33 protein-coding genes are annotated in these 22995 nt (G+C 61.4%); 23 read left to right on the top strand and 10 right to left on the bottom strand.

The features are described from left to right. Positions 1-375: 375 nt before the first annotated feature. Genes ACE4RL_RS10135 through ACE4RL_RS10120 form a run of 4 tightly spaced genes read left to right on the top strand, consistent with a single transcriptional unit; the run spans position 376 to position 1426 of the window. On the top strand, positions 376-582 hold the full coding sequence (locus tag ACE4RL_RS10135) for a cold-shock protein (RefSeq protein WP_375597077.1): 207 nt from the start codon (positions 376-378) through the stop codon (positions 580-582). Between the two features lie 59 nt (positions 583-641). Continuing rightward, on the top strand, positions 642-896 hold the full coding sequence (locus ACE4RL_RS10130; protein WP_375597076.1) for a hypothetical protein: 255 nt from the start codon (positions 642-644) through the stop codon (positions 894-896). After that, positions 893-1141 carry a hypothetical protein gene (locus tag ACE4RL_RS10125; RefSeq protein ID WP_375597075.1) on the top strand — a complete coding sequence of 83 codons (249 nt, stop codon included), beginning with the start codon at positions 893-895 and terminating at the stop codon, positions 1139-1141. The genes ACE4RL_RS10130 and ACE4RL_RS10125 overlap by 4 nt, the downstream gene beginning before the upstream one ends. Before the next feature lie 33 nt (positions 1142-1174). After that, positions 1175-1426, top strand: coding sequence for a hypothetical protein (locus tag ACE4RL_RS10120; protein WP_375597074.1), 252 nt, complete (start codon positions 1175-1177; stop codon positions 1424-1426). Between the two features lie 7 nt (positions 1427-1433). On the opposite strand, the gene rpsU is transcribed toward ACE4RL_RS10120, so the two are convergent. Continuing rightward, on the bottom strand, positions 1434-1676 hold the full coding sequence (gene rpsU / locus ACE4RL_RS10115; protein WP_375597073.1) for a 30S ribosomal protein S21: 243 nt from the start codon (positions 1674-1676) through the stop codon (positions 1434-1436). A gap of 188 nt (positions 1677-1864) precedes the next feature. Here rpsU and rpe point away from each other — a divergent pair, with 188 nt between their 5' ends. From rpe to ACE4RL_RS10095, 4 genes are all read left to right on the top strand, one after another. Beyond that, positions 1865-2548: a ribulose-phosphate 3-epimerase gene (rpe, locus tag ACE4RL_RS10110; RefSeq protein ID WP_375597072.1), complete on the top strand. Its 684-nt coding sequence runs from the start codon at positions 1865-1867 to the stop codon at positions 2546-2548. Between the two features lie 72 nt (positions 2549-2620). Beyond that, the gene (gene purB / locus ACE4RL_RS10105) at positions 2621-3952 is read left to right on the top strand and encodes an adenylosuccinate lyase (protein ID WP_375597071.1); all 1332 of its coding nucleotides are present in this window, start codon (positions 2621-2623) and stop codon (positions 3950-3952) included. Then, on the top strand, positions 3949-4500 hold the full coding sequence (locus ACE4RL_RS10100; RefSeq protein WP_375597070.1) for an RBBP9/YdeN family alpha/beta hydrolase: 552 nt from the start codon (positions 3949-3951) through the stop codon (positions 4498-4500). Before purB ends, ACE4RL_RS10100 begins: the two co-directional genes overlap by 4 nt. Beyond that, on the top strand, positions 4500-4916 hold the full coding sequence (locus tag ACE4RL_RS10095) for a GNAT family N-acetyltransferase (RefSeq protein WP_375597069.1): 417 nt from the start codon (positions 4500-4502) through the stop codon (positions 4914-4916). The genes ACE4RL_RS10100 and ACE4RL_RS10095 overlap by 1 nt, the downstream gene beginning before the upstream one ends. Here ACE4RL_RS10095 and ACE4RL_RS10090 read toward each other — a convergent pair. The 3 genes from ACE4RL_RS10090 to ACE4RL_RS10080 form a co-directional block, all read right to left on the bottom strand. Next, a complete protein-coding gene (locus ACE4RL_RS10090; protein WP_157289458.1) occupies positions 4913-5296 on the bottom strand; it encodes a type II toxin-antitoxin system PemK/MazF family toxin in 384 nt (127 codons plus the stop codon). The two genes, ACE4RL_RS10095 and ACE4RL_RS10090, sit on opposite strands and share 4 nt — an antisense overlap. Next, entirely contained in the window at positions 5290-5607 is a 318-nt protein-coding gene (locus ACE4RL_RS10085) for an AbrB/MazE/SpoVT family DNA-binding domain-containing protein (protein WP_116588421.1), read from the bottom strand. The genes ACE4RL_RS10090 and ACE4RL_RS10085 overlap by 7 nt, the downstream gene beginning before the upstream one ends. A gap of 149 nt (positions 5608-5756) precedes the next feature. Beyond that, positions 5757-6080, bottom strand: coding sequence for a DUF1476 domain-containing protein (locus ACE4RL_RS10080; RefSeq protein ID WP_183310202.1), 324 nt, complete (start codon positions 6078-6080; stop codon positions 5757-5759). Positions 6081-6287: 207 nt separating this feature from the next. Between ACE4RL_RS10080 and purC the strand changes: the two genes are divergently transcribed. The 3 genes from purC to ACE4RL_RS10065 all read left to right on the top strand — a co-directional run bounded on the left by purC (position 6288) and on the right by ACE4RL_RS10065 (position 8636). Further along, entirely contained in the window at positions 6288-7052 is a 765-nt protein-coding gene (gene purC / locus ACE4RL_RS10075) for a phosphoribosylaminoimidazolesuccinocarboxamide synthase (RefSeq protein ID WP_104894000.1), read from the top strand. A gap of 13 nt (positions 7053-7065) precedes the next feature. Beyond that, the gene (gene purS, locus ACE4RL_RS10070) at positions 7066-7308 is read left to right on the top strand and encodes a phosphoribosylformylglycinamidine synthase subunit PurS (protein WP_375597068.1); all 243 of its coding nucleotides are present in this window, start codon (positions 7066-7068) and stop codon (positions 7306-7308) included. A 260-nt stretch (positions 7309-7568) separates the two neighbouring features. Next, a complete protein-coding gene (locus ACE4RL_RS10065; protein WP_375597067.1) occupies positions 7569-8636 on the top strand; it encodes an acyltransferase family protein in 1068 nt (355 codons plus the stop codon). A gap of 55 nt (positions 8637-8691) precedes the next feature. Here the strand turns inward: ACE4RL_RS10065 and ACE4RL_RS10060 are convergent, their stop codons facing one another. Beyond that, the gene (locus tag ACE4RL_RS10060) at positions 8692-8850 is read right to left on the bottom strand and encodes a hypothetical protein (RefSeq protein WP_375597066.1); all 159 of its coding nucleotides are present in this window, start codon (positions 8848-8850) and stop codon (positions 8692-8694) included. Between the two features lie 178 nt (positions 8851-9028). Between ACE4RL_RS10060 and purQ the strand changes: the two genes are divergently transcribed. The 11 genes from purQ (at position 9029) to ACE4RL_RS10005 (ending at position 18167) form a co-directional block, all read left to right on the top strand. Then, positions 9029-9697, top strand: coding sequence for a phosphoribosylformylglycinamidine synthase subunit PurQ (gene purQ / locus ACE4RL_RS10055; protein ID WP_375597065.1), 669 nt, complete (start codon positions 9029-9031; stop codon positions 9695-9697). Further along, a complete protein-coding gene (locus ACE4RL_RS10050) occupies positions 9694-10338 on the top strand; it encodes a Pr6Pr family membrane protein (RefSeq protein WP_375597064.1) in 645 nt (214 codons plus the stop codon). Before purQ ends, ACE4RL_RS10050 begins: the two co-directional genes overlap by 4 nt. A gap of 24 nt (positions 10339-10362) precedes the next feature. Further along, positions 10363-12600, top strand: coding sequence for a phosphoribosylformylglycinamidine synthase subunit PurL (purL, locus tag ACE4RL_RS10045; RefSeq protein WP_375597063.1), 2238 nt, complete (start codon positions 10363-10365; stop codon positions 12598-12600). A gap of 78 nt (positions 12601-12678) precedes the next feature. Continuing rightward, a complete protein-coding gene (locus tag ACE4RL_RS10040) occupies positions 12679-13275 on the top strand; it encodes a hypothetical protein (protein WP_375597062.1) in 597 nt (198 codons plus the stop codon). A gap of 91 nt (positions 13276-13366) precedes the next feature. Further along, positions 13367-13600, top strand: coding sequence for a BolA/IbaG family iron-sulfur metabolism protein (locus ACE4RL_RS10035; protein WP_104893994.1), 234 nt, complete (start codon positions 13367-13369; stop codon positions 13598-13600). A 4-nt stretch (positions 13601-13604) separates the two neighbouring features. Next, on the top strand, positions 13605-13916 hold the full coding sequence (locus ACE4RL_RS10030; protein ID WP_375597061.1) for a DUF6665 family protein: 312 nt from the start codon (positions 13605-13607) through the stop codon (positions 13914-13916). Next, entirely contained in the window at positions 13913-14308 is a 396-nt protein-coding gene (locus ACE4RL_RS10025) for an HIT family protein (RefSeq protein WP_375597060.1), read from the top strand. The genes ACE4RL_RS10030 and ACE4RL_RS10025 overlap by 4 nt, the downstream gene beginning before the upstream one ends. Further along, a complete protein-coding gene (locus ACE4RL_RS10020) occupies positions 14305-14931 on the top strand; it encodes an HAD-IA family hydrolase (protein WP_375597059.1) in 627 nt (208 codons plus the stop codon). The genes ACE4RL_RS10025 and ACE4RL_RS10020 overlap by 4 nt, the downstream gene beginning before the upstream one ends. 95 nt (positions 14932-15026) lie before the next feature. Beyond that, on the top strand, positions 15027-15362 hold the full coding sequence (gene grxD / locus ACE4RL_RS10015; protein WP_116588409.1) for a Grx4 family monothiol glutaredoxin: 336 nt from the start codon (positions 15027-15029) through the stop codon (positions 15360-15362). 217 nt (positions 15363-15579) lie between these two features. Continuing rightward, entirely contained in the window at positions 15580-16803 is a 1224-nt protein-coding gene (locus ACE4RL_RS10010) for an MFS transporter (RefSeq protein ID WP_375597058.1), read from the top strand. Positions 16804-16910: 107 nt separating this feature from the next. Next, positions 16911-18167: a multidrug effflux MFS transporter gene (locus ACE4RL_RS10005; protein ID WP_375597057.1), complete on the top strand. Its 1257-nt coding sequence runs from the start codon at positions 16911-16913 to the stop codon at positions 18165-18167. An 87-nt stretch (positions 18168-18254) separates the two neighbouring features. On the opposite strand, the gene ACE4RL_RS10000 is transcribed toward ACE4RL_RS10005, so the two are convergent. The 5 genes from ACE4RL_RS10000 to ttcA form a co-directional block, all read right to left on the bottom strand. Further along, positions 18255-18881: an ATP-dependent Clp protease proteolytic subunit gene (locus tag ACE4RL_RS10000; protein ID WP_375597056.1), complete on the bottom strand. Its 627-nt coding sequence runs from the start codon at positions 18879-18881 to the stop codon at positions 18255-18257. A gap of 47 nt (positions 18882-18928) precedes the next feature. Then, on the bottom strand, positions 18929-19273 hold the full coding sequence (locus ACE4RL_RS09995) for an SRPBCC domain-containing protein (protein ID WP_375597055.1): 345 nt from the start codon (positions 19271-19273) through the stop codon (positions 18929-18931). Continuing rightward, on the bottom strand, positions 19270-19584 hold the full coding sequence (locus ACE4RL_RS09990) for an ArsR/SmtB family transcription factor (RefSeq protein ID WP_375597054.1): 315 nt from the start codon (positions 19582-19584) through the stop codon (positions 19270-19272). Before ACE4RL_RS09990 ends, ACE4RL_RS09995 begins: the two co-directional genes overlap by 4 nt. 79 nt (positions 19585-19663) lie before the next feature. Next, the gene (locus ACE4RL_RS09985) at positions 19664-20476 is read right to left on the bottom strand and encodes an inositol monophosphatase family protein (RefSeq protein ID WP_375597053.1); all 813 of its coding nucleotides are present in this window, start codon (positions 20474-20476) and stop codon (positions 19664-19666) included. A gap of 4 nt (positions 20477-20480) precedes the next feature. Beyond that, positions 20481-21350: a tRNA 2-thiocytidine(32) synthetase TtcA gene (gene ttcA, locus ACE4RL_RS09980; RefSeq protein WP_375597052.1), complete on the bottom strand. Its 870-nt coding sequence runs from the start codon at positions 21348-21350 to the stop codon at positions 20481-20483. Positions 21351-21516: 166 nt separating this feature from the next. Here ttcA and ACE4RL_RS09975 point away from each other — a divergent pair, with 166 nt between their 5' ends. Next, positions 21517-22908, top strand: a complete 1392-nt coding sequence (locus ACE4RL_RS09975) for a peptide transporter (protein WP_375597051.1) — start codon at positions 21517-21519, stop codon at positions 22906-22908. The last annotated feature ends 87 nt before the right edge of the window (positions 22909-22995 follow it).

Genomic DNA, 22995 nt, shown 5'->3' with positions numbered 1-22995 from the left:
GCGCGGCGGTTGCGGAAGCCAAATACACTTAGATGCATGTTCGTCGAGACACCTTTTTTGCCGATCAATCGTGAACTTCTTTGCCGTATCCAAGCCATTTGCCGCAGACGTTCATCAGGCCTAGAACGAAGCGCAAGACTGCCAGTTCCATCGCCCTCAAAATATTTCCACAAAGCCTCCTGCCTTGACTTCACCCCAATTGCAGTAGATGGTGCATCCATACGTTTCTGCCCCTGTTGGCAAACTTGGCCTGCTGGCTCTGCCGGTTGCTTGGCTTTCCTGCTGAATTGCGAACGTTCTTAGGCTCCTGATGCACAGTGCACGGGAGAAACCTGCTCGTTTGCTTCGCTTCGAGCCAAACTGAAAGGCGCCAACATGATCAACGGCACCGTTAAATTCTATAATTCCACCAAGGGCTTCGGTTTCATCACCCCAGATGCCGGTGGCAAGGATGCCTTTGTGCACGTCTCGGCGATCGAGCGCGCTGGCCTCTCGACCCTGGCTGATGGCCAGAAGGTTTCCTATGACCTCGAAAAAGGTCGCGACGGTCGCGAGTCCGCCATCAACGTCGCTCTGGCCTAAAGCCAATTGCGTGGGGGCGCCTTGCGGCGTCCCCATTGTCACGTCCACAAGGAGCGTACATGCCGCACCGCTACAAAGTCGGTCAAATGCTGGAGTTGCGCTCCGCGCCCCGGCACAGCAACCGTCCTTCCGGCCCCTGTGAGGTGATGAGTTGCCTGCCACACGACAAGGGCCCGATGCTCTACCGGGTAAAGTCGTGGGGCGAAAGCAATGAGCGCGTGGTCGAGGAAATCGACCTGTCCCCCAGCGCTGCGGTCAAGACCGTGTTCGAAGACGCCAAAAAGGCCTTCACCATCGCCGTCAACAAGCGGTGATCGCGAACCTGGACTGGACCGAACCGGCCGAACTCTACGCGCAATCCGGCGCGTTTCATGGGCGCAACGCCCGATATTTCAGATTTTCCTCCGCCGCAGAAGCCATTCGCTTCGCCATCGAGGACATGCCCGCTGCAGCTTTGCGCAGCATGGCCGTGGAAAGCGGCGACAACCGATATGAGGGTAACGAGATCCGCGCGCTTTATGACGCGCAGGACTATCCCCTCGAGCGCGCCAAGCGCTGAGCCCCGGCCAAGAGCCGGTAGAAAGACAGACTAATGAACATCGATATCCTGAACATGCCGGGGCAGCTTTTCCTCGGCAGTACCGTCGCATCGGCGCGCACCGCCGGCGCCAAGCGCTTCACCTCGGCTGCAAAGGCCATCCGCTTTGCCATGGAACAGGCCGCGCCTGTCAGCCTGCACGGAGCGCAACTGTGTGTGGGCAACCGCCGCTATGGTTCGCGCCAGATCCGCAATCTGCATCGGCAATTGGCCGATATCGGCCAGGCCCGCAGGCCCGGCCGGTAAGTCGCGCCTAGCGCGCGCCGGGGCGCGCGGGACGCTTGGGGCCAGCAATCAGGCCTTCACGAATGGCCTGCTTGCGCGCCAGCTTGCGGCTGCGGCGAACGGCTTCGGCAGACTTGCGATTGCGCATTTCCGAGGGTTTTTCGTAGTATTTCCGGAGCTTCATCTCACGGAATACGCCTTCCCGCTGAAGACGCTTTTTCAGGACCCGAAGGGCCTGGTCGACATTGTTGTCGCGGACTTGAACTTGCAAAAACTATCCTAACTTGGGGTTTGAGCCTCGTTTGAATGGGTGGGAACGGATGGCCGGTCGGCGATCCGGGGCGAGGGGTAACATTGTTTGGCGTGAAACCCAAATCGGGGTGTGGACAGCGCCCTGCCCTTGCCCAAAACCCATCTGCGCGCTAGAGCAGCCGCTATTCCCCTTCGGCCGAGGTGCCCATGACCGTGACCCGTCCGCTTCGCATAGCGCCCTCCATTCTTTCTGCCGACTTCGCGCGGCTGGGTGCGGAGGTGAAGGCGATTGACGAGGCCGGCGCGGACTATATCCATGTCGACGTGATGGACGGGCATTTCGTGCCCAATATCTCGTTCGGTGCGCCGGTGATGAAAGCCGTGCGCGCGGTGACGCGCAAGGTCTTCGACGTGCACCTGATGATCGCACCGGCGGACCCCTATCTGAGTGACTTCGCCGAAAGCGGCGCCGATATCATTACCGTGCATGCCGAGGCCGGCCCGCATTTGCACCGTTCGCTGCAGGCCATTCGCGCAGTGGGCAAGAGAGCGGGCGTGGCACTCAATCCGGCAACGCCGGTCTCGGCCATCCAGCATGTGATCGACGATTGCGATCTCGTGCTGGTCATGAGCGTCAATCCCGGCTTTGGTGGACAGAGTTTCATCCCGGAGAGCCTGAACAAGATCGCCCAGGCAAAAGCATTGATCGGCGGGCGGGATATCGATCTCGAAGTCGATGGCGGGGTCACCGCCGACAATGCCCGCGCCATCGTCCAGGCCGGCGCCAATGTGCTGGTGGCCGGCTCGGCCATCTATGCGGGCAATGACCCGACCACTTATGCGGGACGGATCAAGGCAATCCGTAACGCGGCAACCGGGATGGTGGTTTAAAACGCGACCGCGCGTGTCTGGCCGCATCCCCTCAGTACCTGAATCAAACTCTGACCTATCAAGGCTAAACCCATGATCCCGCGCTATTCCCGTCCCGAAATGGTTGCCAATTGGTCGGCCGAGAACCGCTTTGCCATCTGGTTCGAGATCGAGGCGCATGCCACCAGCAAGCTGGCCGAGCTGGGCGTGGTGCCCAAAGAGAGCGCCGACAAGATCTGGGAGGTGATGAATGCGCGCAAGGCCGAACGCGGCGATTATGGCTTCGACGTCGCGCGGATCGACGAGATCGAGCGCACCACCAAGCATGACGTCATCGCATTTCTCACGCACTTAAGCGAAATCGTCGGGCCCGACGCGCGCTTCGTGCACCAGGGCATGACTTCGTCCGATATCCTGGACACTACCCTGTCGGTGCAGTTGAAGAATGCCGCCGACATCCTGCTCACCGATATCGACGCGCTGCTGGCTGCATTGAAGAAGCGGGCGCTTGAGCACAAGCACACCATCACCATTGGCCGAAGCCACGGCATCCATGCCGAACCGACCACCTTTGGCGTCAAGCTGGCCGAAGCCTATGCCGAATTCAACCGCAACCGGGCCCGGCTGGTCGCAGCGCGGGACGAGATCGCCACGGCGGCGATTTCCGGGGCAATCGGCACCTTCGCCAATATCGATCCGTCGGTGGAAGAATATGTCGCCGAAAAGCTCGGCCTCTCCATCGAGCCGGTGTCGACCCAGGTGATCCCGCGCGATCGCCACGCCATGTTCTTTGCGACGCTGGGTGTGATTGCTTCGTCCATCGAGCGCGTCGCGGTTGAAATCCGCCATCTGCAGCGGACCGAAGTGCTCGAAGCCGAGGAGTTCTTCTCGCCCGGCCAGAAGGGCTCGTCGGCCATGCCGCACAAGCGTAACCCAGTGCTGACGGAAAATCTCACCGGTCTTGCCCGCCTCGTGCGCGGCATGGTGACCCCGGCGCTGGAAAACGTCGCGCTCTGGCATGAACGCGATATCTCGCACTCCTCGGTCGAACGCATGATCGGGCCGGACGCCACGGTAACGCTCGACTTCGCGCTGGCGCGGCTCACCGGTGTCATCGACAAACTGGTGGTCTATCCCGAAAACATGCGCAAGAATCTCGACCTGTTGGGTGGTCTGCACAATTCCCAGCGCGTGCTGCTGGCGCTGACCCAGGCGGGCTATAGCCGCGAGGACAGCTATGCTGCCGTGCAGCGCAACGCCATGAAGGTCTGGGAGCACCGCGGCGACCGCGCCGGCCTGTTCGCGCAGAACCTCAAGGACGACCCCGAAGTGACTCTGAGCGAAGAGCAAATCGACGCCATGTTCGATGACGGCTATCACCTCAAACATGTCGACACGATCTTTGCCCGGGTATTCGGCGCATGAGAATTGCCGATGCCGATATCCTGATCCTGCCGGGTCTGGGCAATTCGGGCGAAGGGCACTGGCAATTGCGCTGGGCCGAGAAAATGTCCACCGCCGGTATTGTCGAGCAGGCCGAATGGGACGACCCCGATCCGGAGGACTGGACCGACACCATCGTCAAGGCGGTGGAACTGGCGGAGCGGCCGGTCGTGCTGGTTGCCCATTCGCTGGCCTGCATTGCCCTGGTGCAGGCCGCCGGGCGCTTCCCGGAGGGAAAGGTCAAGGGAGCCTTTCTGGTCTCGCCGCCCGATATCGAGGGCAGCAAGGACGTGTCCGAGGAGGCGCGTGCCTTCGGCCTTGTGCCGCGCGATCCCCTGCCCTTCCCCTCGCTATTGGTGGTCTCGGACAGCGATCCCTATTGCTCGTTGGAAGCCGCGGCTGACTTTGCTGGCGCCTGGGGCTCGGACTTCCACCAGGCCGGCAATGCCGGGCACATCAATGTGCATTCCGGGCACGGCCCCTGGCCCGAGGGGCTGCTTATGTTCACGCGGCTGATGCAGAGGCTGTGATGGATAGCTATTCGATTGCGCCGGAAGTGCCCGGCCTCGAAGACTATCTGCGCCTGCGTACCGTCGCCGGGCTCAGCGCGAAAACCGAGGATCAGGCCAGGATCGGCCTGCCGAACAGCTGGTATGGGGTTACCGTCATCCACAGCGGCAAGGCCGTCGGCATGGGCCGCATCATCGGCGACGGCGGGACCGCATTCCAGATCGTTGATATCGCGCTCGAACCCGAGCATCACGGCAAGGGGCTGGGCAAGGCCATCATGGCCGCACTGATGGAGCGGCTGAATTCCGAGGCGCCTGAGGGCGCCTATGTGAGCCTGATCGCCGACGGCGACGCCAGGCATCTTTATGCGCAGTTTGGTTTTGAGCCGGTGATGCCGGCGTCAATCGGGATGGCGATGCTGATCGGGCGGGACTAGGAACCGTCGTCGGATTCCAGAACGCCGAGCCCAAGAATGGGCGCAAATCGCTCAAGCACCTCGATTAGCAATTCCTGCGGCACAACTTCCTTGCGTTTGCCGCCCCGCTCCCGCCAGTCGAGCGACCTTGTCTGGTCGACCTGGATGACACCCGTAGTCTCGGTGCCTGCATTCTGCAAGGTCACGGCAAAGCCGTTGTGTCGCGAGGCATTGCCGACAGTGGTGATAGAAGCGAAAAATGCCAGACCAGTGGCGCGATTGAACCGGAAATCAGACAGGCACAGCGCCGGATGAGGGCCCCTTTGCTCTTTCCCTGCCGACGGCGACAAATTCAAAAGCCAGATTTCTCCTGGCGATGGGATCGCATTTGGCCTTACCAAACTTCACGCCCCACGGCCGGGCTGTTTTGCCAATCATTTTCGTCTTCGGATACCGCACTTTGCGCGTCGCCTTGGGTCAAAAGCTCATCGAGCGAGTAGCGCGGCTTGCGCACGCGCTGCCGTGTCCGTTCAGCCACTGGTTCCAACGTGATCCTTGTGCCTTCGACCGTTACAGTGAGTTCCTGTCCTTCTTTAAGATCCAGCATATGACGTGCAGCAGCCGGCACCGTCACCAGTAGTGACCCACCTGCTTTCTTCAGCCGGGTCGACCCGAAGTCGGTTCCAGATCTCACATTTTCACTTGCGACCATTTTTGGACCTCGAATGTTCTACAAATATCTAACACTCTGGAGGCAAGAGTTCAATGCCGGCGATGCCCGGCCAGCAAGACTACCAAATGCCAAAAACCCCGCCGGTCATCCGACGGGGTCCTATTGTTTTCGCGGAGAAGCGCCTGCCCTTAACCCTCGGCGGCGATCTGCTCGCTCGCGACGGCGACAAGGGTGAGCATCTTTTCCCGAATCACGGTTTCGGAGATGTCCACGCCCTTTGCCTTAAGGTCGCCGGAAACCTTGCGGAAGACGTCCTCGTCACCGGCTTCCTCGAAATCGGCGGCCACCACTTCGGCCGCATAGGCCTTGGCGGCTTCCGCCTCCAGGCTCATCAGCTCCGCCGCCCACAGGCCCAGCAGCTTGTTGCGGCGCGCTTCGGCCCTGAACTTCTTTTCCGCGTCGAAGGCGAATTTGGCTTCTTGGCCCTTCTTGCGTTCTTCGAACCCGCTCATGGTCTCTCCCGTACGGTCTGACTGCCGCTCCAGCGGCCGTTATTCTTGGACATAGGCGGTTCGGCAACGCAAATCAACGGCGACCCGCACGCCTGCGACCCCAAGCCCGTGATCGGCCCGTCTAGCGGAAACCGCTTGCATTTTTGTGTCATTCTGGCGCATGAAGCGCCCAATTCCACCCTCCTGTTTCCAGCAGCGGATTCGTTCATGAACCGTCGACGCAAAATCTATGAAGGCAAGGCCAAGATCCTGTTCGAGGGTCCTGAGCCGGGCACCCTGGTGCAGTACTTCAAGGACGACGCCACCGCCGGCAACGGCGCCAAGCATGAAGTGATCGACGGCAAGGGTGTGCTGAACAACCGCATCTCCGAGTTCGTTTTCTCCAAGCTCAACGATCTTGGCATTCCGACACACTTCCTGCGCCGCATCAACATGCGGGAGCAACTCATCAAGGAAGTGGAGATCATCCCGCTCGAAGTGATCGTGCGCAACGTAGCCGCCGGTTCGCTGGCCAAGCGCCTCGGTCTTGAACCGGGCACCCGCCTGCCCCGCTCGATCATCGAGTTCTGCTACAAGGACGACGCCCTGGGCGATCCGATGGTGTCGGAAGAACACATCACCGCGTTTGGCTGGGCAACCCCGGCCGAACTCGACGACATCATGAGCCTGGCCGTCCGCATCAATGATTTCCTCACGGGCCTGTTCATGGGCGTCGGCATCCAGCTCATCGATTTCAAGATCGAGTGCGGACGCCTCTACGAAGGCGACATGATGCGCATCGTGCTGGCCGACGAGATCAGCCCCGACAATTGCCGCCTGTGGGACATCAAGACCCGCAACAAGATGGACAAGGACCGCTTCCGCGAAGGCCTTGGCGGTCTGGTGGAAAACTATCGCGAGGTCGCACAGCGCCTCGGCATTCTGGTTGAGAACGACAATGCGCTGACCACCGGTCCGCGCCTGGTGCAGTAGGTTCGGAGTAGTTATGAAAGCGCGCGTCATTGTCACGCTCAAGAACGGCGTTCTCGACCCCCAGGGCCAGGCTATCGAGGGCTCGCTGGCCAGCCTCGGCTTTGCCGGTGTCGGGGGCGTCCGCCAGGGCAAGGTGTTTGATCTCGAAGTCGAGGGAACCGACGCGGAAGCGGCGCGTTCTCAGATCAATGCGATGTGCGAAAAGCTACTCGCAAACACCGTGATCGAAAACTACTCGGTCGAAATCACAAATTAACGCCTCCGGGCTAGAACACTATTCGCGCCAGTTTCAGGCGCAGGACCGTATGACTATGCGCAAGACCCAGATCGCCCTCACCGTCATGTTCTTCTCCTCGCTCGGCCTGCTGTTCGCGGCCTATGCGTCCGTGCCGGTCTGATCGGCTTTAGCTAAATACTTACCTATTAAGCATTTTCCTTAAGCCTGCCATCATGCATTGATGGGGCGCAGAGATGCTTGCCGCTATGATGCCGCTTCAAAATTGCGGAGGCGGCACAATGGGCGAAAGAGTCAGACTGGATTGGGTGGACATGGCCAAGGGCCTGTCCATCTTCCTCGTGGTCACCATGTACTGCGCGGCCAGTGTCGGAGAGGACACAGGCCAAACCGGCTTTCTGCATTGGACCATAGCCTTCGCCATGCCCTTCCGCATGCCGGAGTTCTTCTTGCTGTCCGGTCTGTTCCTAACCAAGGTGATCGACCGCCCCTGGCGCAGCTTTACGGATCGGCGCGTGGTCCACTACGCCTATTTCTACGCTCTCTGGGCCATCATCCACATACTGTTCAAGGAAGCGCTGGTCGCCCGTGATCCCGGCAGCGCTGCAGCCTCCCTCGCCCTGGCGGTGATCGAGCCATACGGCGTGCTGTGGTTCATCTACATGCTGGCCGTGTTCGGGCTGGCCGCCAAGCTGCTGCACGACATCAAAGCCCCACAATGGGGTGTGCTGGCGGTGGCGGCCGTCCTGCAAATGGCCAGCATCCATACAGGCAGCTACCTCGTCGACCAGTTTGCCGAATATTTCATCTATTTTTATGCCGGAGCGGTGTTCGCACCACGCCTGTTCGCACTGGCAGATTGGACCGGGTCGCACATCGTGCCTGCTCTGGGCGTATTGTTGGCCTGGAGCGTCTTGAACGCGGTCATGGTGTTTTCACCCGGCTTCCGCATGGATCCGGTGCATATTGAGATGGGCTGGGGCGCCATTCCCGGCATCCATCTGGCATTGGCCCTGGCCGGAGCGGCAGCCATCTGCATGGTGGCGGCACTGTTCACGCGCCTGCCCTTTATGAATTGGTTGCGCTGGATGGGCGCCAGATCGCTGGTGATCTATGTCGCCTTCGTTCTGCCCATGGGGATTGCCCGCATCGTTCTGCTGCGCTTGGGGTTGGACGAACCCAATCTGCTGAGCCTGCTCACAATGGTGGTAGCCATCGCCGCTCCTCTGGTGCTGTGGTGGGGCGTCGAAAAGACCGGCTTCGGCAGGTTGCTGATTGAGCGTCCGATCTGGGCGCATCTGCCCGGCACCGTGCAGGCAACGGCACCCAATCCCAGCCCAGCGGAATAGAAAAGGGCCGGATCAACCGGCCCATTCTCTTCTGATCTGCCTGTCAGAGCCCCTGTCAGTCGGGCGCCTTGAAAATCGCAGGCACGATCGGCCGCACGCGCGTGCGACGGACCGGCTTGGGATCCGGCTTCATGTCGCTCACCATATGCGGCTTGCCATCCTCACCGCGCACAGTCATCGGCTCGGTGGTAGAAGGCGGGGTCTGCGGCTGCATGCTCATATCCTCCCAGATGTTGCCATACTGTTCCAACGCCACATCAGTGGCAAAGTTCCCTTGGAATGCCACATTGTGCGGGCAATAAGCCGCCAGCCTGCGTCGAGCCCCTTGCGTTTTGGCACAAGACTCACCACAAGGGCCTCGCGCATCCCTGACAGACGAAAAGGATTGACCGATGAAGGCCGCCGTCATCGTATTTCCGGGCCTCAATCGTGACCGCGACATGATCGCGGCGCTGACCAAGATCGGGGGCGAAAAGCCGGCCGTGGTCTGGCACCAGGATACAGACATCCCCGATGCCGACCTGATCGTCATCCCCGGCGGCTTCTCCTATGGCGATTATCTCCGTTGCGGCGCCATCGCTGCGCGCTCCCCCATCATGGACAGGCTGCGCGAGCGCGCTGCCGGCGGCACCAGGGTGCTCGGCGTCTGCAATGGCTTCCAGATCCTGATCGAAGCCGGTCTGCTGCCAGGCGCGCTTATGCGCAACACGTCGCTGAAGTTCGTCTGCCGCGAGGTCAAGCTCGAAGTGGTCAATGCCGAGACCGACTTCACCCGCGGCTACACCAAGGGCCAGATCATCCGCTGCCCGGTAGCCCATCACGATGGCAATTACTTCGCCGATGCCGAGACGCTGGCGCGCCTCGAAGGCGAAGGCCGCGTGGCCTTCCGCTATGCCGAGGGCACCAACCCCAACGGCTCGATCAACGACATCGCTGGCATTCTGAACGAGCAGAAGAACGTGCTCGGCCTGATGCCGCATCCGGAAAACCTGATCGAAGCCGCCCATGGCGGGGACGATGGCCGGGCGTTATTCGCCGCTGCGCTCAAGCAGGTGGCGTGAACCGGCTGATGCTGAACCGCGCGCTGACATGGACGGGCCTCAGTCTCGGGCTCGTTGCGCTTGGCCTGCAGTTCTCGATTTCCATCCCGGCTTATCTGGCCAATGGCATGAGCCTGCCCGCCGCGCTGGTGCAGTTCTTCAGCTTCTTCACCATTCTCACCAACATCACGATCACGCTGATCTATCTCTCGGCGCTGGCCAGATGGTCATGGCTCAGCTGGTTCCGCGCCCCAAAGACGCGGGCGATGATGACCGGCGTGATGACGTTGGTAATGATTTTTTACCATGTGCTACTGCGCCCGATCTGGCAGCCCGAAGGGCTGTTTCTGGTCTGCGACTACCTGCTGCATTATGCAGCGCCGATCCTTTTCGCGCTCTGGTGGGTCGTGACGCAGAAGCATGGGACAGTCGACTATGCCGAGGTACCCACAATGCTGGTGCCTCCGCTGATCTACCTGGGCTATGTCATGATCCGCGGCGCGCTCACCAATGCCTATCCCTACCCCACGCTCAACGCGTTCGAACTGGGCTATGGGCAGGTCGCCATCAACGTCGTGATGGTGGCCATCGGTCTTTCCATTCTCTATCTCATCACCATCGGCATTGACCGCGCGCTGGCGCGGCGTCTGGCCACTTCTTGATCTCCTCCCGCAGGACTCTTCCCGATGACTCTTCGCAACGACATCGCCATTACCCCTGACCTCGTCGCCAGCCATGGCCTGAAGCCGGACGAGTACCAGAAGATCCTCGACCTGATCGGACGCGAGCCGACCTACACCGAGCTTGGCATCTTCTCGGCGATGTGGAACGAGCATTGCTCCTACAAGAGCTCAAAGAAATGGCTGCGGACTTTGCCGACCAAGGGGTCGCGCGTCATCCAGGGGCCGGGCGAGAATGCCGGCGTGGTCGATATCGGCGACGGGCAGGCCGTGGTGTTCAAGATGGAATCCCACAACCACCCCAGCTATATCGAGCCCTATCAGGGCGCCGCGACGGGCGTGGGCGGCATTCTGCGCGATGTGTTCACGATGGGCGCGCGGCCGGTGGCGGCGATGAACGCGCTGCGCTTCGGTGCGCCGGACCATGAAAAGACCCGGCACCTGGTGAGTGGCGTCGTGGCTGGCGTCGGTGGCTATGGCAACAGCTTCGGCGTGCCGACCGTGGGCGGCGAGGTCGAATTCGACGCCCGCTACAATGGCAATAACCTGGTCAACGCTTTCGCTGCTGGCCTGGCCGATACCGACAAGATTTTCTATTCCGAAGCCAAGGGTGTTGGCCTGCCCGTGGTGTATCTGGGCGCCAAGACGGGCCGCGATGGCGTCGGCGGCGCCACCATGGCCTCAGCCGAATTCGGCGATGATATCGAGGAAAAGCGGCCCACCGTGCAGGTTGGCGACCCGTTTACCGAAAAGCGCCTGCTCGAAGCCTGCCTTGAGCTGATGCAGACCGGCGCGGTCATCGCCATTCAGGACATGGGCGCGGCTGGTCTCACCTGTTCGGCGGTCGAAATGGGCGCCAAGGGTGACCTCGGCATCGAGCTCGATCTCGACAAGGTGCCGGTGCGCGAGGAGCGTATGACGGCCTATGAGATGATGCTCTCTGAATCTCAGGAGCGCATGCTCATGGTGCTGCATCCCGAAAAGGAAGCGGCAGCGCGCAAGGTGTTCGAGAAGTGGGAGCTCGATTTCGCTACGGTGGGCAAGACCACCGACGATCTGCGCTTCCGCGTGCTCTGGCAGGGCGATGAAGTCGCCAATCTGCCGATCAAGGAACTGGGCGATGAAGCGTCCGAATATGACCGGCCCTGGGTCGAACCCAAAGTTCCCGCTGCGCTGGCCAGGGATGATGTGCCTCAGATGGATGTGGCCGAGGCGCTGACGGCGCTGATCGGCGGGCATCAGTGCTCTTCGCGTCGCTGGGTGTATGAACAGTACGACACGCTGATCCAGGGCAATTCCATGCAGCGGCCGGGTGGCGATGCCGGTGTGATCCGCGTCGACGGTCACGAGACCAAGGGCCTCGCCTTCTCCTCGGACGTCAATCCGCGCTACTGCGAGGCCAACCCCTATGAGGGCGGCAAGCAGGCGGTTGCCGAGTGCTGGCGTAACCTGACGGCTACGGGTGCTGAGCCGCTGGCGGCGACCGACAATCTCAATTTCGGCAATCCCGAGCGCCCGGAAATCATGGGGCAGTTCGTCAAGGCTATCGAAGGCATCGGCGAAGCCTGCCGGGCGCTGGATTTCCCAATCGTTTCGGGCAATGTGAGCCTTTACAACGAAACCAACGGCCGCGGCATCCTGCCGACCCCGACTATTGGCGGCGTCGGCCTGCTGCCCGAATGGAAGCAGAGCGTCGGCATCGGCTTTGTCGCCGAGAACCAGCCGATCCTGCTCATTGGAGGCCCTGCCGAGCGGGGCACCCATCTGGGGCAGTCAATCTATCTGCGCGACCTGTTCGACCGCCGCGATGGCGACGCGCCGCATGTCGACTTGGCGGCCGAGCGCAAGACCGGCGACTTCGTGCGCAAGCTGATCCGCTCAGGCGTGGTCACGGCGTGTCACGACCTCTCGGATGGCGGGCTGGGCGTCGCGCTGGCCGAAATGGCGATTGCCGGCGGCATGGGCGCAAATGTGACCGATGTCGAGGGGAACGATCCGATCCTGACCTTCTTTGGCGAGGATCAGGGCCGCTACCTCGTGACGCTCAATCTCGACCCGCAGGGCGATGAGATTGCTGCGCTCTGGAAAGAGGCCGAGGACCTGGGCATATTCGCGCCCTGGATCGGAACGACCGGCGGCACATCGCTGACTTTGGGTGGAGCGAGGCCAGTTTCGGTCGCAACGCTCAAGGAAGCGCATGAAAGTTGGTTCCCCAGCTTCATGGCGGGCGAGCCGAGCCATTAGCGCGCTCCGCCATATCATCGCCTTTGTTTGGGGTGCTTTGCTCACCTCATACAAAGGCGTCTTGGTTGGGAGCAGATGATGAAGCACATATCGGTAGCGGGATTCGCGATCCTCGGCCTCGTCCTCACACCCGCGCTGGCGTCGGCGCAAAGCGTCAATGTCACGCGCTCCATTCTGCCCACCCTGCCCTATACGGTGATCTACCCCGAAGGCATGATCGCAAGCGGCGGCGGTGGCGACCCGCTGACCATCAATCACCCCGATGCACCGCTGCAATGCGACCTGACCGTAGTGCCCGTGGAGGATACCGGCTGGACCGCCGATGCGGCGCTAGGTGCCCTGGACGAAGCTGAAGTGGTCGCCGCGTGGTCTGACATCATGCCCGGCTTTGCGCTCGGCACAAAGGGCACGGTGCCCTATCAGGACACCACGGCGCTGGTTTATGAGGGCTCAAGCCCCGAATCGAGCATGGGCGTGCCGCTGACTGTGGTGCATACCGAGACGGTCGCCAATGGCCGCGGCTATGTGCTCGATTGTCTTTATGGCTCAGAGCAGGCTGAGCAGATTCGCCCGATCGTCGACTTTATCATCGCCAATTTCGCAACGCGTTCGGATGCCGAGTGCTGCATCGGCGCTGAAGTCGCGCCCGATCAAGAGGCTGTTTCCACCCAATAGGACCAGTTGAAGCCCGTCTTCGTGCATGCCATATCAATGGCATCGACGTCGGCTCCGGCTGCGTCGGCATAACACGAGCGGGAGAGTGCACATGGCCATGGACGCAAGCGAAATCGAGCGCCGCATCAAGGCCGCTCTGCCTGATGCGGAAATCGAAATCCGCGACCTCGCCGGCGACGGTGACCATTGGGCCGCCTCGGTCAAATCCGAACAGTTCCGGGGCAAGACCCGCGTGCAGCAGCACAAGATGGTCTATGACAGCCTGCAGGGGGATATGGGCGGGGCGCTGCACGCCCTGGCATTGCAAACCAGCGTTCCGGACTGACCGCGTGTCGGGGCTGCGCGACTCGCTCGACCTGATCCGCATGGTGCGCCCCGAGGCTGGCACCGCTGCAATCGACCATGAAATCCAGGCCGAACAAGCCACTTCGCTGGGCGCGGCAGAACGGCGTGTTCTCAAGGCCATCGCCGCATTGAAGACGGGCACGGACCGCGAGCACTGGCTGACCGAAGCGCGCGAGGCTGTCTGGGGTTACTTCGTGCAACGCGAGCTGATCGGGTTTCGCCGACACACCGAAGTCATTGCCGATCTCGGCATTCCGGGCGAGGTGCTGAATGGGCTGGGGGCGAGGCCGAAATGACCGTTGCCGTGCCGGACTGCCGGTTCTGCCTGGAAAACCGCTTGCTTGTGGATGAGCTGATCCTGGAGACCGAGCACTTCTATATGCTTGGGAGCATTGATCCCATGGTGCCGGTGGCCGGAATGGTCATTCCCAAACGGCACAGCACCGATCCGTTTGACTTCACTGGTGACCAGTGGCGAGATTTCGGCAAGGCCCTCAGCGCGGCCAAGGCACATTTCGACGACAAGGCGCCGGACGGTTTCGCGCTGGGCTGGAACATTGGCGGTGTGGCCGGCCAGCACGTGTTTCATGCCCATCTGCATATTATTCCCCGCTTCAAGGGCGAACCGAATGAGGGTGTTGGCATAAGGCGGGTCCTTCGCGCACCGCAATGGAGGCCAGAAGATTGACCCGCGCGATCCTGTTCGACGTCGATGGCGTGCTGATCAACGGCTATCATTCCAATCCGGAGCGGGTCGTGCCCTGGGACAAGGATTTGCTGGCGGACACCGGGGTCGATCCGGACCAGTTTCGAAAGGAGTTCATCTTCGACATCTTCATCAAGAAGGTGATCGTTGGCGAAATGGCTTTGATGGACGCGCTGGAAAAGCGCCTGCCCGCATTGGGCTATACCGGAAGCCCGATGGCCTTTGCGCGCTATTGGCTAGAGAAGGACTCCAATCTCAACCAGCCTGTGCTCGACGTCGTCGGCAAGCTGCGCGCTGCGGGGGATTGCCGGCTGTATATCGCCACCAATCAGGAGCACATGCGGGCAAACTGGCTCTGGTCCGTGCTCAAGCTCGGCGATCTGTTCGACGACATTTTCTATTCGGCCCGCATTGGCACCCGTAAACCGGATCCGCGCTACTACCAGTTTATCGCTGACAGGATCGGGCCGGTCACCGACGCGCCCCTGTTTTTCGATGACACCGAGGCGGTGGTGCTCGGCGCACGCAAGGCGGGCTGGGAGGCGGTCCAGTTCGACACCATAGACGACATGATTGATCACCCCTGGGTGAAAGCGCGGCTCTAGCCGGGCGGCGCCACTCGACAGCCAAGCCCGCCTGCCCTATTTAGAAGCCAGCTTTACCCGGCCCTTGAACCCGGACTTTTCGAAAGGCTCCTCCCATGACCGACATCAACGCCTTTATCGACGACAAGGTGAAGAACAACGACGTGTTCCTGTTTATGAAGGGCTCGCCGGACTTTCCGCAGTGCGGTTTCTCCGGACAGGTCGTGCAGATCCTGAACTACCTCGGCGTCGACTATTCCAGCGCCAATGTGCTTGAAAGCGACGAGTTGCGCGAAGGCATCAAGGCCTACACCAACTGGCCGACCATCCCCCAGCTCTACGTGAAGGGCGAATTTGTCGGCGGCGCGGACATTGTGCGCGAAATGTTCCAGTCGGGTGAGTTGCAGACCCACTTCCAGCAGGCCGGCCTCGAGGTCAAGCAGAGCGCCTGATCGCGTTCTTCGCGGAATCAGTTTCAGAAGGCCCAGTCTTAACGGACTGGGCCTTTTGCGTTTTCTGGGCGCATCTGCAACGGCGCATCAGGATGCAGTGGCCGATGTCCCAGCTTTGTCTATCACCAACGCTGATGGTACCCATCAGCTATTATCGCTTTGCGTGATAACGGGCCGGGCGTAGATTGGCCGGACAGCTACTCTCGAGACTCTCGCCATGACCGCGACCGTCACTGCCGCGCGCCCCGCCGTTCCCCTCCCGCTCGTCATTATTGCCGGCTGCATCATTGCCGCCATCGGCTTCGGCACCCGCGGCTCGTTCGGTCTGTTCACCTTGCCGGTGACTGAAGACCTGGGCCTCAGCCGCGAGCAATGGGGCATGGCCATGGCCGTGCAGAACCTGGTCTGGGGCATCGCTCAACCCTTCGCCGGCGGCATGGCAGACAAATATGGCTCTGGCCGCGTATTGGCGGTGGGTGGCCTCGTTTATGCCTTGGGTGTGCTGGGCATGGCCTTTTCGCCCGATACGCTGACAATGACGCTGACCGCCGGTGTCGTCACGGGCGTGGGTATAGCCATTGCCTCCTTCGGCGTGGTCATGGCCGCGTTCGGGCGGGTGGTGCCGGCGGAAAAGCGCAGCTTCGTCTTCGGCATTGCCACCGCCGCCTCCTCGGCCGGACAGTTCATCTTTGCGCCGCTCGGCCAGGGCTTCATCTCGGCCTTCGGCTGGCAGATGGCGCTGGTCTGGATTGCGGTGATCCTGCTGCTGGTTATTCCCCTCTCGGCCGCAATGCGCGGCCGCACCGAATCCTTGCCCGGGGAAGCCGATCTGCCCTTCATGCAGGCCCTGTCGCGCGCCTGGGGCCATGGCTCCTACCGGCTGCTGGTGATCGGTTTTTTCGTCTGCGGCTTCCATCTGGCCTTCATCAATGTGCATATGCCGGCCTATCTGGTGCAGTGCGGCCTGTCGCCCGAAGTGGGGAGCTGGACCATTGCCGTGATCGGCCTGTTCAACATTGCCGGCTCGCTGCTTTCGGGCTGGCTGGGCAGCCGCCTGCCCAAGCAGATGCTGCTGGCGACCATCTACTTCCTGCGCGCCTTGCTGATCGCCGCATTCCTGCTCATTCCGGTGAGCGAGGTCACCGCCTATGGTTTTGCCGCCGGCATGGGCCTGCTCTGGCTCTCGACCGTACCGTTGACGGCGGGCCTCGTGTCGCTGTTCTTCGGCCCGCGCTATATGGGCATGCTCTACGGGATTGCCTTTCTGAGCCACCAGATCGGCTCCTTTGTCGGCGTGTGGCTGGGCGGCGTGGTCTATGACCAGACCGGCGCCTATGACCTGGTCTGGTATCTGGGCATTCTGCTCGGGCTCGGCTCAGCCGCGATCCACATTCCGATCAATGAAGGCCGCGCGATCAGTTTCGCGCTCAAGGCGGCCTAGTCTTCCATCGGCTCTTGCCGATTGAAGGGTTGCCAAAACCGAGCAACAGGTTCATGGTCCGGCCAATTCTTTCGGCCGTTTCCCATCGGCTTTGACGAGTTTCAATCATGTCAGATCATTACACGCGGGTCCTCTCCCGCCCTGAATTTATTGCTCTCATGGCCGCGCTGATGGCGCTCAATGCCCTGGCGATCGACGTTATGTTGCCTGCTCTGCCCTATATGGGTGAGGCGCTCAACGTGGCCGATGAGAACGAACGCCAGTTCGTAATCGCGGCCTATATGATCGGGATGGGCGTCGCCCAACTGGCTTTCGGGCCGCTGACCGACCGGTTCGGCCGCCGTGCGCCGCTTCTGGCCGGCATTGGCGTCTATATCGTCGCTGTGATCATTGCTGCTTTTGCGCCCAGCTTCACCATGCTGCTGGTGCTGCGCTTCATCCAGGGCCTTGGGGCCGCCAGCGTGCGTGTGATCACCACCGCCGTGGTGCGTGACCGGTATTCTGGCCGTGAAATGGCCGAGGTCATGTCGCTGGTCTTCATGGTGTTCATGGCCATTCCGGTGATTGCACCGAGCATTGGCCAGGTGCTGCTGCTGACCGGACCATGGCAAACCATCTTCCTGTTCATGGGCGGCCTGGCGCTGGTGTTCTGGCTCTGGACCTTTGTCCGCCTGCCTGAAACCCTGCCGCTCGACAAGCGCCGCCCGCTCAGCATGAAGGGGGTGACGGAAGGCTTCCACATCGTCTTCACCAATCGCGTCGCTATTTCCTATGGCCTGGCCGGCATGTTCCTGTTCGGTGCGCTGTTCGGCTTCATCAGCTCGTCCCAGCAGATCTATGTCGATATCTACGGGCTCGGGGTCTATTTCCCGGTCGCCTTCGCCCTGGTGGCGGGGCTGATGGCGGTATCCTCGTTCACCAATTCCAGGGTCGTGCGACGCGTGGGCATGCGCCGTCTCTCACATGGCGCCATGCTGACCTTTACCCTGATGTCGGGCATCTGGCTGGCCTTTGCCATGTCCGGCTTTCTGCCGCTCTGGCTGTTTTTCGGCCTGCTGTGCGTCATCATGTTCTCGTTCGGCTGGGCGGCCTCGAACATGAACTCGCTGTCCATGGAGCCGCTGGGCGCCGTGGCCGGCACCGCCGCCTCGGTGTTCGGCTTCATCCAGACCGTTGGTGGTGCACTGATCGGTGGCTATATCGGCCAGTTGTTCGACGGCACCACCGTCCCGGCCGCCGCGGGGTATTTCACCATGGGCATCATGTCGCTGGTGTTCATCCTGATCGCCGAAAACGGCCGCCTGTTCGGTGTTGGCGAACAATATGCCGATGCCAAGGCCGAGCCGGTGATGGAAGCGCACTAACGCCCCATTCGCGCCAGAGCGCTCAAACAGACAACGGGGATTTCCACGCGCTGGAAATCCCCGTTTTGCGTTGTGTCGTGCCGCCGGTCAGGTGTCCGGTGTGGCCGACTGCTCGAACTGGGCGCGGTCGGTGAAGATGTGGTCGACCAGTCCCCAGGCCCTGGCTTCATCGGGCGCCATATAGCGGTCGCGCTCCAGCGCGGTCTCGACCTCTTCATAGGTCCGGCCGCAATGCTTGGCGTAGATCTCGTTGGTGCGCCGCTTGAGCCGGAGGCTCTCCTCGGCGTGGATAAGGATATCGGTGACCTTGCCCTGATAGCCGCCTGAGGGCTGATGCAGCATGAGTGATGCACTGGGCAGCACGGCGCGCTGGCCTGCTTCGCCGGCCGCCAGGATCAGCGTTGCCGCAGACGCTGCCATGCCCATGCACAGCGTGCCCACCGGCGCACGAATGAACTGCATAGTGTCGTACATGGCCAGGGCTGAGGTGACAACGCCGCCGGGCGAGTTGATATAGAGGTAGATCGGCTTTTTCGGATTCTCTGCTTCCAGAAACAGAAGCTGCGCGCTGACCAGCGAGGCCATATTGTCCTCGATCTGGCCGTTGAGAAAGATGATCCGCTCCCGCAGCAGGCGCGAGTAGATATCGAATGCGCGTTCCCCCCGGCTGGAATTTTCAACGACCATAGGGACGAGTTGCATCATGTCGCGCATGGGCGACCTCCATCAGTTTGCAGGAATGTGGGCGAGCGGTGGAGCGGTCAGGCGGCGCGCATGAGCATCGCCGTCTGAACCTCGTTATTGTTGGCCGCCGCCGGCAGGGCGGCCGGCCTGTGCGTCAGGCGGAACCAGGTGCCGCCATCGTCTCGCGGCGTGAGCTCGAAGGTCACGAAGCTCTCCGCCGCCTCGGTATCGCCGGGGCCGCGCTCGGTCCAGCGATAGGTGACCGAATGGGGCGCGTTGGCCGCCACCTGATCGACCTGGACGCTCTCTGGCCGGTCCAGCCAGCGTTCGAGATATTCAGGGATGGTCAAAGCCCGCCAGACCTTGTCCGGAGAAGCATCGAGCCCGGTCTCAAACACCAGATCCTCGTCTGTCTCGCTCATTGATCCATCTCCCTCAGCAGATCCTTGAGATTGTCGATGCGGCTGGGCCAGAAGGCGCGGTAGCGGGCCAGCCAGGCATGCAGCGGCGCAAACCCCTCGGCATTGACGCTATAATGGGCATAACGCCCCGCGCGGCGCTCGCTCACCAGCCCTGCCCCGCGCAGCATGGCCAGGTGCTGGCTCATGGCCGGCTGGGTGATGGCAAAGCCCTCCCGCAGATCGGTGGCCGTGGCCTCACCGCCCGCCAGGCGCTCAAGTATGGCGCGGCGGGTCGGGTCAGACAGGACTTTGAAGATTTCCGGTTCGCTCATGCTCAACACATAAGCATAGACTTATGAGTCGGCGCAAGCCTCAACGAGATTGATGGCCCGGACATGCCGGGCAATGGTCCTAGACCGTAAACACCTCGCGGCGCAATGTCGTCCAGCTCTCCTGATCGGACGCGACCAGGAGGCCGCCGGACAGATCGGAGGGGCGGTGGGGCGTGCCATCGAACTTGGCGACATGGGCGCCGCATTCGCGCATGATCAGCGCGCCACCGACATGGTCCCAGGGCATGAGCTTGGCATACATCATGAAATGCACATTGCCGCCAGCGGCATAGCGATATTCGTGACCGGCGCAGCGGTAATTGGCGAGCATCTTCACCTTGGCCAGATTGGCCATGACCGTGCTGCGCTGCTCCTTAGGCAGGAACATGGTGGACGCCAACCCGCCCATCTCGCCAAGCGGCACCGGATCGGCGAACTTCTGGCGGATGGCGCGGCCATCGGGGAAAACCTGGAATGCGCCGCAGCCCTTTTCGGCCATCAGCACGTCATCGCCCAGCGGGTCATAGATGACGCCGGCCACCGGTTCGCCATTCTGCACCACCGCTGCCATGACCGCGAACAGTGGCAGGCCGCCGGCGAAATTGGCAGTGCCATCAACGGGATCGACGTAAATCACGATTCGATCCTCGAGCTTGGTGTCGAGCAATTTGGGATTAGCCGCCACGGCCTCCTCGCCAATCACCAGCACATCGGGGCGATGCGCATTGATGGCGGCGGTGATGACCCGCTCGGCGCCGACATCGGCCTCGGTGACGAGGTCGAAGGCTCCCGATTTGGTCTGCACCGTTCCTTCATCGAGCCGCCGGAAGCGCGGCATGATCTCCTCCTGTGCTGCCTGTTTCAGGATGGCGGCGAGGCGATCGACGTTCATGGCGCTAGGCGTCCTTTGACTTGATGGAAAGAGCGGAAAAATCGAACAGGCGCGGGTCGAGCATATGGCTTGGATTGATATTGCCCAGCGCACGGATCATCACATCCTTGCGGCCCGGCATGGCACGCTCCATGTCATTGAGCATGGCCTTGGTGACATTGCGTTGAAGCCCGTCCTGCGAACCGCAAAGGTCACAGGGAATGATCGGAAACTGCATGGCGTCGGAAAACCGCTGCAGGTCCTCCTCGGCGCAATAGATCAGCGGACGCAGCACTTCGAGGTCGCCTTCGTCATTGACCAGCTTGGGCGGCATGGCGGCCAGCTTGCCGCCGTGAAACAGGTTCATGAAGAAGGTTTCGAGGCTGTCGTCGCGATGGTGGCCGAGGACCAGCGCCGTACACCCCTCCTCCCGCGCGATGCGGTAGAGATTACCCCGCCTTAAGCGCGAGCAGAGCGAACAATAGGTCGCGCTCTGGGGCAGCTTGTCGGTGACAATGGAATAGGTGTCCTGATATTCGATGCGGTGCTCCAGCCCCAGCCCGGTCAGGAATTCGGGCAGGATATGCTTGGGAAAATTGGGCTGGCCCTGATCGAGATTGCAGGCGAGCAGTTCCACAGGCAGCAGGCCGCGCCATTTCAGGTCGAGCAGCAGGGCAAGCAGGCCATAGCTGTCCTTGCCGCCGGACAGAGCAATCAGCCACTTCTCGCCGGGTCGCACCATGGCAAACTTCTCGAGAGCCTCGCGGGTGTTGCGGATCAGCCGCTTGCGCAGCTTGTTGAACTCCACCGAACGCGGTGCATTGGCGAATATCGGATGCGCGCCGCTGTCGGCGTCATCAGCGGGCGTGGCGGGGGCATCCATCACCGCGGACATGGCGAAACTCTCTTCTGAAGGCACGCGTAGCTGATACCGCGTCAGGCGCCGGATGGAAAGGTCGGCCGGAAAGGTGAAACCTTACCAAAGCTTAACTTCCTGTCCTTGTTTAATGCCGATTGCCACAGTTAGATGACACAACTTTCCGACACCTTGGAGTCACGCGGTGTTCCGTTCCTTCTTTCCCGATCCCAAGCTCTTCTTCTCCTCGGCTGTCATCTGGATGCTGGCAGCCGTATTGCTCTGGTTCGCCATAGGCGAGCCGGCCCGCTCGGTGCTCAGCATAGACCGCTTCACCCATCCGGTTGTCTCGGCGCCCATTGCTGACCAGCCCACGACCGAAGATGTGCCCGGCACGCCGGACCCTGCGGCTGGCGCCGCGCAAACAAACCCAAATGCGCCCGCAGAAACTGAGAGCGAGTCGCCCACCGCACCTAGTCCGACCGCGCGGGCCATGGCAGGTGCCGAGCTGAATTTCCTGACCGCGGAGCGCGTGTGGCTCTACCAGTATGTGCTGATGACAGCGTTGCTGTTCTGCGTGTTCTGGTACTTCTACAAGCGCAATGAGTGGTATTGGTGGTCAGTGGTCTCCTCGACCATCATCCTGCTCATTATTTATTTTCAGGTGCAGGTATCGGAATTCGTCAATGAGTGGTCCGGCTCGTTCTTCAACGTCATCCAGCTCGCGCTGACACAGCCCGGCTCGGTGACGCCGGAGCAACTCTATGGCCTGACCCGGACGATCATTCTGGTAACCATCCCCAGTGTCCTCGTGGCGGTGGGTCTAGCCTTCTACACCTCGCACTATGTGTTCCGCTGGCGCAAGGCGATGAACTTCTACTACATGGAGCATTGGCCCAAGATCCGCACCACAGAGGGCGCAGCCCAACGCGTTCAGGAAGATACCATGCGGTTCGCCGCGATCATGGAAGACCTCGGCACTGCCTTCTTCGACTCTCTGATCACGCTGGTCGTATTCCTGCCCCTGCTCTGGAACCTTTCGGCCAATATCAGCGAACTGCCGATTTTTGGCGAAACGCCAGGCGGCCTTGTCTGGGTCGCGCTTGTCGGCGCAGCGGCGGGTACAGCACTGCTGGCCTTGGTGGGCATCAAGCTGCCCGGTTTGAACTTCAACAACCAGTTGGTCGAAGCGGCCTACCGAAAGGAACTGGTGTTCGGCGAGGACCACCCGGACCGGGCCCAGCCTCCGACTGTCCGTGATCTGTTCGCCAATGTGCAGCGGAACTACTTCCGCCTGTATTTCCACTACACCTACTTTAACCTGGCGCGCTACGGCTACACGAACATGGTAGGCTATGTGCCCCTCCTGGTGATGGCCCCGTCCATCCTGGCCGGCACGCTGACCATGGGCCTCTACCAGCAAATCCAGATTGCCTTCGGCCAGGTTTTCGGCTCCTTCCAGTTCTTCGCACGGGCCTGGACTGTGATCGTGGAACTGCAGTCGGTCATCATGCGCCTGCGCACCTTCGAGAGCTACATTCCGCGCGACCAGGAGCCGATCAAGGTCAGTGTTGGCAGCGGAACGCCAGCAGAGTGAGACACGCTTGCGGGTGGGGCGGCCGCCCTGCCCGCTGGTCTCCTGCCACAATGGATTGCGTTGGCAGCGACGTCCCGCCAACACTTC

Source organism: Devosia polycyclovorans, from assembly GCF_042181575.1.
GTDB lineage: Bacteria > Pseudomonadota > Alphaproteobacteria > Rhizobiales > Devosiaceae > Devosia > Devosia polycyclovorans.
Note: the sequence above shows the minus strand (reverse complement) of the source record. Positions and strands in the feature narration are given on the sequence as shown.